We start from the raw sequence: 12,916 nt of genomic DNA on the forward strand, positions 1-12,916 counted from the left end.
CGGCGTGCATCAGCTCCGGGCGGTGTGCGCCGCTTCCAGCGGTCCCCGACTCGGGCTGAGTTCCGCCCACTCGGGCACCGCCAGCCGGTGTACGGCAATTCCACTGGTACGGAGTCCGTCCGGATCGGCGCTCACCGGGTCCAGGAGACGGGAAAGGCCGGAGATGCTCGGGTTGTGCCCGATCAGCAACACCACACCCGCCGCCGGATCGACCTTACGGATCAGGTCCAGCAACTCCCTGGCGTCACCCTCGTACACGTCCGGCTCGTAACTCACCACCGGTCCGCCGCCGGCCTTCCCCCCGACCGTGGCGGCCGGGGCCTCGGCCATCGCCAGGGCCACCCCGTGCCAGGTCTGCCGGGTGCGCCTGGCCGGCGAACAGATCACCACCGAGGGCAGATGACCGCCGTGGGCGAGCCAGGCCCCGGCGGCGCCAGCGTCCGCGTACCCCCGGGCGGTGAGCGGACGGTCGAAGTCCGCGATCCTGGCCGGGCGTTCCGCCTTGGCGTGCCGCAGCAGTACGACGCGCTTGGTCATGACGTCTCCTCGCTCCGCTCGTCGTCGTCATGACCTTTATAGCTGTGCCAGTCGGGGGACCTCGCCCTGCGTCCGGCTCTCGGCTTTCGTCCCACCGGTCGACTCGGAGAGTGAGGTTGATTGGGCGACGAAGCGCCTGGGTAAGTCCTTCTGTGCCGCAACCTCGCCAAGTGGCCGCGGCGGGCCAGTCAGGCCAGCGGATAGCCAAGGAGGGCGACAAAAGTGGGTATCGGTGGAAGTATCTTCCTCATCGCGCTGGGCGCGATCTTTGCGTTCGCCGTGGACGTGGAGCTGGGTTGGCTCGATCTCAGCGTGGTCGGCTGGGTGCTGATGCTCGCCGGCCTGGTGGGCCTGATCATGACCGCGTGGCTCTGGCAGAGCCGCCGCCGTCCGGTCGTCACCACGGTCGAGGACACCCGGGTCGTACCGGTCCGCGATGACCGGGTGGTCGAGGAGTACCGCGAGGTGCGGCGTCCGGGTCACCCCCTCTGAACCAACCCGAGTAACAGGGTTCCGGGCCGGTCCACGGGATACGGCCCTACCCACCCTTCGTAGCCGGCGCGGACCGTCCCCCCACGCGGTCCGCGCCGGTTACCCATGTCCGGGGCCGGTTGCGTCCGCTCGTCGGCGCGACGCTCGGGCGTAAGCCGACGGTCAGGCGTACAGGGCGAGGTAGATCGCGACGTGGTGGCAGATCGCCGCGATCAGGGTGCAGGCGTGGAAGAACTCGTGGTGGCCGAAGACGGTCGGCCACGGGTTGGGGCGGCGCAGGGCGTAGAAGACGGCCCCCACGCTGTACGCGATACCGCCCGCGATCATCAGCACCAGAGCTGTCACTCCGCCGTACCGCAGGATGTCCGGGAGCACGGCGACGGCGACCCAGCCGAGACCGAGATAGAGCGGGGCGGAGACCCAGCGCGGTGCGTGCGGCCAGACGAGTTTGACCGCCACCCCGGCGAGCGCGCCGGCCCACACGATGGTGAGCAGGATGGTCGCGCTCCGGTTCGGCAGCAGCAGTACGCAGAACGGGGTGTACGTGCCCGCGATGAAGATGAAAATCATCGAGTGGTCGAGCCGGCGCATGACCTGGAAGCCGCGTTCGGTCCACACCCGACGGTGGTAGAGCGCGCTGGTGCCGAAGAGGCCACAGACGGTGACGCTGTAGATCGCACAACTGACCAGCGGGGCCCAGCCGGGCCGGGTGGCGGCGAGCGAGCAGAGCACGACCCCGCTGACGAGGGCGACGAAGAAGGCGTACGTGTGCAGCCAGCCCCTCATCCGGGGCTTGCCGATGTCGGCCGGTTTGATCCGTGCCGAGGCCGAGGTGGTCACCCGCTCAGGCTACGGCAGCGTAAGTTACCTATAGGTAGTGGATCTCGTCACGTCGGCGTCGTACCTGCCGGTTCACCAGCGTGGTCCGGCAGGATAGGCGGATGCGAATCTGTCCGGTGGGCTCCCACGCACTGCTGCTCGAGTGCGCGGACGGCGCCGAGGTGGAGGACTGGCGGGCCGAGCTGTGGCGGCGCCGCGAAGCCGGCGAACTGGTCGCCGTGGACATCGTGCCGGCGGCCCGTACGGTGCTGGTGGACGGCGTACCCGAACCAGAGCGGACGGCGGAGCTGATCGCCGGCTGGACGCCGCGACCGACCGCCGGTACCGGGGACGGGCCGCTGCTCGAAGTGCCCACCGTGTACGACGGGGAGGACCTGCCCGCCGTCGCCGATTTGTGGCAGGTCGACGTACCGACGGCGGTACGGCGGATCAGCGGCACCGAACTCCGGGTCGCCTTCTGCGGATTCGCCCCCGGTTTCGCGTACCTGAGCGGGCTGCCCGAGCCGTGGGCGGTGCCCCGGCTGCCCAGCCCCCGGCCCAGGGTCCCGGCAGGGGCGGTCGCCCTCGCCGGCCCGTACGCCGGGATCTATCCGACCGCGTCGCCCGGTGGCTGGCGGCTGGTCGGACGGACCGGGCTGACCCTGTTCGACGTACGCCGGGACCCGCCCGCTCGGCTCGTCCCCGGCACCCGCGTACGCCTGGTGCCGGCGTGACCGGGCACGGGCTGGTCGAGGTGATCCGGGCCGGGGGCCTCACCACCGTGCAGGACCTCGGCCGACCGGGCTGGGCGCACCTCGGCGTACCCCGTTCCGGTGCCCTGGACCCGGCCGCCCTGCGACTGGCGAACCGGCTGGTCGGCAACCCGGAGGCGGCGGCCGGGTTGGAGACCACGATGACCGGGTGCACCCTGCGACTGGTACGCGCGGGCACGGTCGCGGTCACCGGCGCGCTCGCCGTACTGCGGGTTGACGGACGGGCGGTCGACACCGGCGGTCCGGTCGCCGTACCGGCGGGTGCCCTGGTCGAACTCGGCCCGGCCCGGCACGGGGTACGCAGCTACCTGGCCGTGGCAGGCGGGATCGCGGTCGAGCCGGTGCTCGGCAGCCGGGCCACGGACACCCTCTCCGGGCTCGGACCGGCCCCGCTGCGCGACGGCGACACCCTGCCCCTCGGGCCGGTCACCGCCACACCCGCACCGGTGGACTTCCTGCCCGTCGGGCTGCCACCGGCACAACTCGACCTGGCGGTTCGGCTCGGCCCCCGGCACGACTGGTTCACCCCCGAGGCCGTACGCACGCTGCTCGGCACGGCGTACACGATCGGGACGATGAGCAACCGGGTCGGAGCGCGGCTCGCCGGTGCGGCCCTGCCCCGCGCGGTGGCCGGCGAACTGCCCAGCGAGGGCGTGGTGCTCGGGGCGGTGCAGGTGCCGGCGGACGGACAGCCGTTGATCTTCCTGGCGGACCATCCGACCACCGGCGGTTACCCGGTGATAGCGGTCCTGGACAACGTGCTACCCCTTGCGCAGGCCCGCCCCGGGACTATCGTGCGATTCCATGGACCGATCCCACTTCGTTGACCTGGACCGATCCCACTCCGTTGACCTGAACGCGGACCTCGGCGAGGGATTCGCCATCTGGCAGCTCGGCGACGACGAGGCACTGCTCGACGTCGTCACCTCCGCCAACGTCGCCTGCGGTGCCCACGCCGGCGACCCCGGCACCATGCGCCGGGTCTGCATCGCCGCCGCCGAACGGGGCGTCGCCGTCGGCGCCCAGGTCGGGTACCGGGACCTCGCCGGGTTCGGCCGGCGGCGGATCGACTACGCGTTCGCCGAACTGCGCGACGAGGTGACCTACCAACTCGGCGCGCTCGACGCGTTCTGCCGGGTCGCGGGCACCCGGATGCGCTACGTCAAGCCGCACGGCGCCCTGTACAACGTCGCGGCGGTCGACCACACCCAGGCGGCGGCGGTGGTGGCCGCGGTCGCCGAGTACAACAACACGCTGCCCGTACTCTGCCTGCCCGGATCGATGCTCGCCGAACTGGCCCGCGAGGCCGGACTCCGCCCGGTTGCCGAGGGCTTCGCCGACCGGGGCTACCAGCCCGACGGGACCCTGGTTCCGCGTACCGCCCCGGGCGCGCTGGTCACCGCCACCGACCAGGTCGTCGAACGGGCCGTACGGATGGCCGCCGAGCAGGTGGTGGTGGCGGTCGACGGCAGTGTCGTGCCGTGCCCGGTGGAGTCGATCTGCCTGCACGGTGACACGCCGGGGGCGGTGACCATGGCCCGTCAGGTACGGGCCGCGCTCCTCGCCACCGACGTCAAGCTCACCCCGTTCACCTGAGCAGGGTGTGCGGGTCAGCCGTCCAGGCCGCGCAGGATCAGCGGCAGCCGGTCCGCGCCGTCCGGGGTGATCCGCAACGGAACGCCCCAGTCCTGCCGGGTGAGGTGGCAGGCCGCGTGTTCCGCCTCGGCGTCACAGGTCGCCGCCTGCGCGGTGATCTGCAACACCCCGGCCGGCACCTCCGGGTTGAGTACGAGTTCCCGGGACAGGTCCGTGCTCACCCCGGCCCCGTCGAGCAGCAGCTCCGGCGGGGACGCCGAGACCACGACCCGGGTCGACGGGCCGAACGACTCGTCCAGCTTCTGCCCTGGGGCGGGCGTGAAGATGACATCCAGGGTGATCGTCCCGGCGGCGAGATCGGTCGGCGGCCGTTCGGTCCGGTGCCGTTCCCCGCTGACCGTGGACGCGCCCGCGGCCGAGAGGGCGCCGGGGGCGAGTCGGGTCAGCCGGTGCGCCGCGGACTCGACCACGAGGACGTCACCGTCACCGGTGAGCACCAGGTCGCTCGGCTCCGCCAATTCGTCCGCGACCGTACTGACCAGCCCGGTCGCCGGGTCGAACCGGCGCACCGCGCCGTTGTACGTGTCCGCGATCAGCACCGAACCGTCCGGGAGCGCGCACACCCCCAGCGGGTGCTGGAGCAGCGCCTGGTCGGCCGGACCGTCCACGTGACCGAAGTCGAACAGGCCCTGACCGACCGAGGTGTGCATCACCCCGTCCTCGATGAAGCGCAGCGCGCTGGTCTCGCTGTCCGCGATCCAGAGCCGCCGACCGTCCGTCGACACCGACAGCCCTGAAGGCTGCGCCATCCACACCTGGTCCAGGGGCCCGTCCTTGAGCGCCTCGACGGTGGTCCCGGCGTACATGCCCGCGGTCCGCTTGATCGGGTCGAACCACCAGAGCTGGTGGATGCCGGCCATCGCGACGATCACCTTGTCGTCGTACCAGGCGAGGTCCCAGGGGGAGGAGAGGTCGATGGAGAGCGCGTCGTGCGGGTGGTCGTCGACCGTCGAGCGCCACTGGCGGCCGGTGCCGGCGACCGTGCGTACCTCCCCGGTGTCCAGCCGCAGACCGCGCAGCAGGTGGTTCACGGTGTCGGCCACGACGAAGTCGTAACCGACGATTTCGGCCACGTGCGGCGGCAGCGGGCAGATTCCCTGCGGCTCGGCGAACCGGGCGTCGGCGGGTCCGCCGTCGGCGTGGCCCCGCTCGCCCGATCCGATCCGTCGTTGCACGGTCTCCCCGTCGGCGGCCAGCTCGACGATCGAGTGCCGGGCCGAGTCGGAGACGAGCAGACCGCCGGTGTCGAGCACCACGGCCTTGCCGGGGAAGCGCAGGCTGGTCGCCGGTTCGGCGGGCGGGACGTACGGGCCGTCGCCCCGGTGCAGGGTCCCCTTCGCCTCGTGGGTGGCGATCAGCTCCTCGATCAGCCGGTCCAGCCCCTCGGCGTGCCCCTCGCCGGCCATCATCGCGACGACGTAACCCTCCGGGTCGACCACGGAGAGGGTCGGCCAGGCCTTGGCCGCGTACTGCTGCCAGGTGTGCAGCTCGGGGTCGTCCAGGACCGGGTGGTGGACCTCGTACCGCTCGACGGCGGCGGCGAGTGCGTCGGCGTCCCGTTCGTGCTCGAACTTCGGCGAGTGCACCCCGACGACCACGAGTACGTCTCCGTACTTCTCCTCCAGCGGCCGGAGTTCGTCGAGTACGTGCAGGCAGTTGATGCAGCAGAAGGTCCAGAAGTCGAGCAGGACGATCCGTCCGCGGAAGTCCTTGATCGAGTAGGACTTGTCCCCGGTGTTCAGCCACCCGCGACCCTGCAACTCCGGAGCGCGAACTCGGGCCGTACGTATCTCAGCCATGGTCCCCATCCTGCCTGAACGCGTCGGCAGGACTGCCCGGTGCCCCGTGGGCGGGGTGTCGCGAGCCAGGACGACCGGCGTCCATGTTCCCGCCCGGAACGTATGACGCGGCAAACTCGTACATCATCTTCGATGTACTCACATCAACGATGGTGTACGTCCTGAACGAGTGACTGCCCCGGCGAAGGAGGCGTGTTCCCGCGCCCTAGCGCAGGTCGGTCAGTCCTTGCGGCGGAGCAACCAGACGTCGTCCTGCTGCCAGATCTGCTCGTAACCCTGGTCGAGGTACTTCTGCCGCAGGGTCAGCACCTCGTCGCGGGTCTTGAACGGCCAGATGATCTCCGGCGGGGCGCCGAGCACCGCGTACTGGGCGCCGTACGGGTTGATGTCGACGATCCGGGAGCCGGGCGGGCCCGACCGGGCCGGGAGCCGGAGCTGCTGGGTACGACTGCTGATCAGCACCCCGATCGCATCGTCCGCCTCGACCGTCGCATCGCGCGGGATCTGGTCGACGACGGCAAAGGCGGCCCGCTCGTACGACGTCTGCTGCCACGAATCCCGCTCGAACAGTTTTCCGATCGGGAAGGTCGGCGAGATGCAGCCGTACACCGCGACCGCGAGGACCCCGGCCAGCCAGGTCCAGACGAGCCCCTGCGCCACGCGGGTCCGTACCGCGAGGGGTTTCGCCGTCGCGACGGCCTCCGGTGCCCGCGCGGCCTCGGCGCGCCGCTCCTGGAGGCGGACGATCCAGCCGGCGAGGCGCCCGACGCCGTCCACACCGGCCAGCAGGAGGATGACCATGAGCGGGGCGTTGTACTGGTAGTGGACCATGCTGTACGAGGGCGTGTCCGAGAGCATCCGGATGGCCAGCGACGGCAGCGCGAGCAGCACGATCGGCGACAGGAAGTACGCGCCGAGAGCGACCGCGAGCAGCCACATCAGCAACTGCTCCCGGTACGGGGTCGAGGAGACGTGGTCCGCGACCTCCATCGGGTGGGTCAGGATGAACTTCGCCGCCGACCCCGGCCCCGGCCCCATCGACTTGTACGTCCAGTACTGGGTGGAGCTGCCGCCGAACCCGGGAATGAAGACCTTGATCGCGAGCGCGGACCAGACCAGCCCGACAAACGAGACCCCGGCCCCCCAGAGCCGGTGTCCACGAATGAAGAAGAGCACACCGAGTACGGCGACCAGAAGGCCCATCTCCTCCTTCACCAGCAGGAGCAGCGCGGTCGGGATGAGCGCCTGGAGGTGGCGGCCGGCGTACAGCCGTTCGAGGGCGATGGCCAGCAGCAGGACCGAGGTGTCGAGCTCGTGGTAACCGACGATCATCGCGGACTGGAGACCCCAGGAGACCGCGAACGCGAGCGCCACCAGGTACGCCGGCCCGACGCCGAGGATCCGCCGGGTGAACTTCCAGATCAGCGCCGCCGCGACCGCGTAGATCACCGCCTGGGCGATGAACAGCATCCGTACGTCGTCCCAGATCCAGTACAGCGGTGCGAAGAGTACGTAGATCGGGGAGAAGTGGTCGCCGAGCTGGATGAAGTCGGCGGGAAGCCCGGCGTACCCCGACTTGAGCGGGACGATCGGCGCCTCGAACCGGGAGTAGCCCCGGATGGCCTGATCGAAGATGACGCTGTCGAACGACTTGTAGCCCAGCTTCCGCCAGCTCTGCACCATCATCGTCAGGTACAGGCCGCAGGTGAACACCATGACGCCCAGCACGCCGTACGTGTGACGTGTCACCGCCCACGGGTAGAACCGGCGGCGACGACGCGGCGACGGTTCGCCCGCCTCCGCCTCGGGCAGGGTGATCGTGCTCATGCTTCTACTCCAGGTGATGGTGGCGCCGGTCTCGACGGCGACATCAGGCACGGGCCTTCCGGCTGCCTGCCGACGGTTACCGGGGCCGGCCGACCAGGTCGTACGGCTCTGCGCCGGTCACGGTGCGCTGCGCCGGCGGCCGACCCTCGCGGGTGGCCGAGGGCAGGTGGGCCTCCTTGAGGAGGAAGTGCGGACGCTGCTTGGCCTCGTAGTAGATCCGGCCGACGTACTCGCCGATGACACCGAGCACCATCATGTTCAGACCACCGAGACCGACAACGGCGGTGAGCAGGGTGACGTATCCGGGTGAGTCATTTCCGAACACGGTCGCCTGCCCGATGATCCAGAGCATGTAGAGCAGGGCGATCGAGGTCATTGCCAGCCCGAGGTAGATCGCCAACCGTAGCGGTTTGTTGTTGAACGACAGCAGTCCGTCCATCGCGTAGTTCAGCAGCTTGCCGAAACTCCAGCTCGTGGCGCCACCGTGACGGGCGACGTTCTCGTACTCGATGAAGGCGATGTCGAATCCGACCCAGGCGAACATCGCCTTGGAGAACCGGTTGTATTCCGGCATCGCGAGGATCGAGTCGACAACCTGGCGGGAGAGCAGTCGGAAATCGCCCGCACCATCGACGAGGCGGACCTCGATCCAGCGGTTGACCAGGCGATAGAACGCGCGACTGAGAGCCGTACGGACGAACTTGTCGCCCTGCCGGTTGCGGCGGGCCACCACCTGGTCCAGGCCCTGCCGGTGCAACTCCACCATTCGGGGGATCAGCGCGGGCGGGTGCTGCAGGTCGGCGTCCATGAGAATGACCGCGTCGCCGGTGGCGTGCTTCAGCCCGGCCAGCATCGCCGACTCTTTACCGAAGTTTCGGCTGAACGACACGTACCGCACCCGGTCGTCGGACTCGGCCAGCTTGCGCATGACTGTCAGGGTGTCGTCGCTGCTGCCGTCGTCGACGTAAATGACCTCGAAATCCTCGCCGGCCGCGGCAACCTCGGCTGTCACCTTGGCGTGCAGCAACTCCAGCGAATCCGCCTCGTTGAAACACGGCACGACGACGGACAACAACATCCAGGCCCCTTAACACTTTGCGGCCGGGGTGGAGTTCGGCGTCGGCCGCTCGATTGACTCTCGCCCGATGCGGAGGTGGGGTGGCGAGGCCTGAGCATAGTAGCCGTCATACGTCCCGCTATGCGAGCCCACTGATTCCGTATCCGATATATCCGCTGGTCGCGCCCTCATCGGTAGCTCGACGATGGACGGTGGCCGGAGCCGGGGCAGGCATGCAGCGGCGGGGCAAACGAAAGGCGCCCGCCCCGGGAACCGGAGCGGGCGCCTGTGGTCGGTGCCGGTCAGCCGCCAGCGGTCGGCCGGAGGCAGAGCACCTGCTGCCCACCCTCGTCGGCGGGGATGATCACCTTCGGCAGGGCCTGGTCGGCGCACTCGGCCTCACTGGCCACCTTGGACACCACGGTGAACGACCCGGGCTCGGTGCACGCGACGCCGACGGCCCCGTCACCGGACTGCTTCACGCACTCCCCGACCGCCGGGTTGAACGTGGGCTCGCCGCCCCGGCCGATGAACCAGAGGGCGCCGAGCGGAATGGCGAGCAGCAGTACGGCGGCGGTCAGCACCATCAGGAGCACCCGCCCGTTGCGTACCTGGGGTGTCGGGGCGGGCTCGGGCTTGGCCTCCTCCGCGTCCGGCTTGAACGCGTCGAACCGGTTCTGCGCGGGCTCGTTCGGCGGTGCCTGGGTGGGCCAGGCGGCCGTACCGGCGGGCGGCGGCAGAGCTGGCAGCGCGGGAGCGGGCACCACCGGGGAGACGCTGGTCCGATCGTCGAACCCGCCCATACCGGCGGACCCAGAGCCGCCCGGCTGGCCGAACTGCCCGGGAGCGGGCGGGCGTGCCGAACCGGCTGCCGGGCTGCCCGGCATCGCGTTGGGGCGCTCACCGAGCAGGTCGCCGAAGGGTGCGCCGCCCATACCCGGATACTGCGGCGACCCGCCGCCCTGCGCCGGCTCGAACCCGCGGGGCGGGTTGTCGTAGCCCGGGGGGTTGTCGTAACCCGGCGGGGGGCCGTCGAATCCGGTGGGGGCGGGAGCGTATCCGCTCTGTGGGCCGTCGAACCCGGTCGACGCGGGCGGGAAACCGCCCTGCGCGCCGTCGAATCCGCTCGGCGGTACGTCGTACCCGGCCGGCGGTTGGTCGTATCCGGGCGGTGATTGGTCGTATCCGGGCGGTGGTTGGTCGAATCCGGATCCCTGCGGTACGGGAACCCGGGCGGCTCCACTGGCCTGCGCCGTTCCCGCCGGTGAGACTGGATGTTCGGCCTCGTCCCCGGCAACGGGCACAGCGGCCGCCCCACCGTACGTGGTGGGGCCGCGGCGGGGCGCCGGCTCGGCGTACTCGGGCGGCTCGGGGTATCCGGCGGGAGGCTCGGTGTAGCCCCCGGCCTCCGGGTACCCGGACGGTGCGGCGTAACCGGTCGGCGCGGGCGCGAACCCGGTCGGCTCGGCGTATCCGGTCGCTTCCTGGTAGCCGCTCGCTTCGGGGTAACCGGTGGGCTCCGGGTAACCGGCGGGAGCGCCGTACGTGGTGGGGTTCCGGTGGGCCGAGGGGTCGTTCGCCGACCGTTGCGCGTTGTCCGCGACCTGGTGCTCGGGTTCCTCGACCGGATCGGCGGCAGCCGGGCGTCCGTACACCCGTGGTTGCGGGGTGGCCATGGCCGACGACCGGACGGCCTGGTCGGTCGGTGGCATGACCCGGCTGGCCAGCGGCACCGAGGCGCTGCCCGACACGGCGGCGCTCGCCGAGACGGCCGCGCTGACCGGAGCAGCGGCGCCGGCCGTGGCACGGACCTCGGGGGACTCGGCCTCCTGGGCCGGTTCCGGCTGCTGGGGACGGGGCATCGAGACCCGACCGGAGATCCCCGACTCGCTCGACGAGCGAGGCTGCGGAACCACCGGCGGCATCGCCGGGGCGGCGGCCGGTGACTGGGGTGCGTCCGTACCGGGTCCGGAGTAGCCCTCCGGCGCCCAGGCCTGCGGCGGCGGGGGGCCGTCGCGTCCGTCGTCGGACGGTTGGCCGTAGTCCGGTCCGGCCCCACGATCGGCGCCGACAGCCGGATCCTGACCGGCGTAACCACCGGCGGCCGGGTCCTGATTGGCGTAACCACCGGGGGCCGGGAAGCCGTCCGGCGGGTTCCCGTAGGACGGCTGCTCGTTCCCGTAGGACGGCTGCTCGGCAGGGGGCGAGCTGCCGTAGGAGGGCTGGTCGTAGTTCAGTTGCCGGGGGTAGCCCGGCGATGGCGGGAAGTCGATCTGGACGGGGGCGTCCGGGTAGTCGGGAAGCTCCCCGCGCACGGGCCGGTCGGTGGGCGGGGTCGGGCCGCTCGTCGCGGGGAAGTCGTCCGCGGGCGGGTAGCCGGACGCCGAGGCCCATCCCGTCGGTGCCGGATAGTCGGCCTGCGCCGCGTAGTCCTGGTTGGCCGCCGGGTAGTCCGGGGCGGGCGGCGGAAAGCCGCCGGGCGCCGGGTAGCCGCTGGGCGGTGCCCAGTCGGTGGGTGGGCCGTACTCCGCGGGTTGGCTGTACTCCGCGGGTGGGGCGAAGTCTGCTGGTGGGGACGCGGCCAGGCTCGCGCCCGGTACCCGTGGCTCCTGGGGCGGCAGCGGGACCGCACCGGCCGGGGAGATGCCCGGAGCCGGCGCCGGCTGGTAGATCGGGGCGGGTGATCCGCCCGGCTGCGGGGTCCGGTCCGGCTGCGGCTGGCCCCAGGCGGGAGCGCTGCCGGGTTCCGGCGGGAACTCGTCGGCCCCGAACCGTCCACGCTCCCGTTGCGGCAGCTCACCCGAGGTGGCACCGGCGGGCGGCGGTACGGAGGCCCGGCCCGGCTCGGACGCGCCCCAGGCCTCGCCGGGTGCCCACGGCTGCGCACCGGCGACCTCCGGCGGGAGCGGTGGCGGGGTGGGTGTCGGGCGGTTGCCGGTCGGCGGGCCACCCTGAGCACCCCACCCACCGGTCGACTCGGGGTGGGCCGGGCCGGGCGGGTTGCCCGGCGGGCCCCACGGGGCGCCGGCCTCGGGACCGTCCGGTACGGGCGCCGCGCCCCAGGGGGTGGCCGCGGGGGATCCGCTGGTCGGCGCGGGCGGTGCCCAACCGGTGTCGTACCCGGGTGCGGCTGCGGGTGTGCTCGCGTACCGCTGCGGGGGGTGTTGCTCGTGGCTGCCCTGCGGCGCTGGTCCAGCGGGGCCCGGCGCAGCCTGGTCCGGCTCCTGGCCGGGATGCTGCAGGTCCTCGGACGTCATGCGCGCGTCTCCTCCATGACATGTCGGCCGTGCCGATGCCGTCCGGACGTCCCCGGCATGCGGCCGGAGGCGCCGGCCGGACCGGCCGTGCAAGCTTCCCGCACGGTAGCCGGTCGAGGCCGGTGACGCCCGGGCAGCGCCGGCCGTCGAGACCGGGCTGCCGGTGGGGAGTCGAGCTGACGATCTACTCAGACGTCCCGTCCGGCCCGGTCGGGTGACGACCGAGCCCAACCGTACCGGGCGCGTTGATGCCCAGTGATCCCGGTCCGGTGGGCGTGCGACGCCGATGACTGGGTGTGAAACGCCGATGACCCGCCCGGGTGAACGGGCGGGTCATCGATCTGGAGAGGAGGTGAAGGTCTGTTGGCGTCAGCCGTAGTAGCGCTGCGCGATCGTGAGGATCTCGTCGCGTACGGCCGGCGAGTTGGCGGAACGGAGCGCGCTCTCGATGGCCCGTGCGCGACGTGCGGCGTCCCGGCGACTGCGGAGTTTGCTGATCATGCTCATGGTCTAGCCCCTCTGGCTGGTTGTCCCCAGCGGTTGTGTACCTCCATTAAAGCGCAGCACCGGTCGAGTGACCATCGATTAGTAGGTGAGCTGCGACACTGGCCGAACAATCGAAGGTTGAGAGGCGATCGGGCCGACGTTTCAGGTTGCCTAAACGACACGGCCGGTGCCCCCGGAGTTAACCCCGGGCAC

Annotated in this window: 11 protein-coding genes; 4 read left to right on the forward strand and 7 right to left on the reverse strand. The window is 71.4% G+C overall.

The window, feature by feature from the left end:
• Window positions 1-9: 9 nt before the first annotated feature.
• Window positions 10-537, reverse strand: coding sequence for a SixA phosphatase family protein (locus tag ACWEFB_RS08440; protein WP_452283551.1), 528 nt, complete (start codon window positions 535-537; stop codon window positions 10-12).
• A gap of 222 nt (window positions 538-759) precedes the next feature.
• Here ACWEFB_RS08440 and ACWEFB_RS08445 point away from each other — a divergent pair, with 222 nt between their 5' ends.
• Complete coding sequence (locus ACWEFB_RS08445) at window positions 760-1,029, forward strand: DUF6458 family protein (protein WP_452283553.1); 270 nt, start codon at window positions 760-762, stop codon at window positions 1,027-1,029.
• A gap of 162 nt (window positions 1,030-1,191) precedes the next feature.
• Here the strand turns inward: ACWEFB_RS08445 and trhA are convergent, their stop codons facing one another.
• A complete protein-coding gene (trhA, locus tag ACWEFB_RS08450; RefSeq protein WP_452283555.1) occupies window positions 1,192-1,869 on the reverse strand; it encodes a PAQR family membrane homeostasis protein TrhA in 678 nt (225 codons plus the stop codon).
• Window positions 1,870-1,970: 101 nt separating this feature from the next.
• Between trhA and ACWEFB_RS08455 the strand changes: the two genes are divergently transcribed.
• From ACWEFB_RS08455 to ACWEFB_RS08465, 3 genes are read left to right on the forward strand one after another with little or no spacing between them, the layout of a single operon-like run.
• Window positions 1,971-2,582 (forward strand): 5-oxoprolinase subunit B family protein, encoded by a 612-nt coding sequence (locus tag ACWEFB_RS08455; RefSeq protein WP_452283557.1) that lies wholly within the window; start codon window positions 1,971-1,973, stop codon window positions 2,580-2,582.
• A complete protein-coding gene (locus tag ACWEFB_RS08460; RefSeq protein WP_452284044.1) occupies window positions 2,480-3,448 on the forward strand; it encodes a 5-oxoprolinase subunit C family protein in 969 nt (322 codons plus the stop codon). The genes ACWEFB_RS08455 and ACWEFB_RS08460 overlap by 103 nt, the downstream gene beginning before the upstream one ends.
• Complete coding sequence (locus tag ACWEFB_RS08465; protein ID WP_452283559.1) at window positions 3,426-4,217, forward strand: LamB/YcsF family protein; 792 nt, start codon at window positions 3,426-3,428, stop codon at window positions 4,215-4,217. Before ACWEFB_RS08460 ends, ACWEFB_RS08465 begins: the two co-directional genes overlap by 23 nt.
• 14 nt (window positions 4,218-4,231) lie before the next feature.
• Here ACWEFB_RS08465 and ACWEFB_RS08470 read toward each other — a convergent pair whose 3' ends face one another.
• From ACWEFB_RS08470 to ACWEFB_RS08490, 5 genes are all read right to left on the reverse strand, one after another.
• Window positions 4,232-6,067 carry an NHL domain-containing thioredoxin family protein gene (locus ACWEFB_RS08470; protein ID WP_452284046.1) on the reverse strand — a complete coding sequence of 612 codons (1,836 nt, stop codon included), beginning with the start codon at window positions 6,065-6,067 and terminating at the stop codon, window positions 4,232-4,234.
• Between the two features lie 228 nt (window positions 6,068-6,295).
• Window positions 6,296-7,903 carry a DUF2079 domain-containing protein gene (locus ACWEFB_RS08475; protein WP_452283561.1) on the reverse strand — a complete coding sequence of 536 codons (1,608 nt, stop codon included), beginning with the start codon at window positions 7,901-7,903 and terminating at the stop codon, window positions 6,296-6,298.
• Between the two features lie 76 nt (window positions 7,904-7,979).
• Window positions 7,980-8,981 (reverse strand): glycosyltransferase family 2 protein, encoded by a 1,002-nt coding sequence (locus ACWEFB_RS08480; RefSeq protein WP_452283563.1) that lies wholly within the window; start codon window positions 8,979-8,981, stop codon window positions 7,980-7,982.
• Between the two features lie 281 nt (window positions 8,982-9,262).
• On the reverse strand, window positions 9,263-12,217 hold the full coding sequence (locus ACWEFB_RS08485; protein ID WP_452283565.1) for a hypothetical protein: 2,955 nt from the start codon (window positions 12,215-12,217) through the stop codon (window positions 9,263-9,265).
• Window positions 12,218-12,586: 369 nt separating this feature from the next.
• On the reverse strand, window positions 12,587-12,724 hold the full coding sequence (locus ACWEFB_RS08490) for a hypothetical protein (protein WP_452283567.1): 138 nt from the start codon (window positions 12,722-12,724) through the stop codon (window positions 12,587-12,589).
• Between the last annotated feature and the right edge of the window lie 192 nt (window positions 12,725-12,916).

It is taken from the genome of Micromonospora sp. NPDC004704, assembly GCF_053601675.1.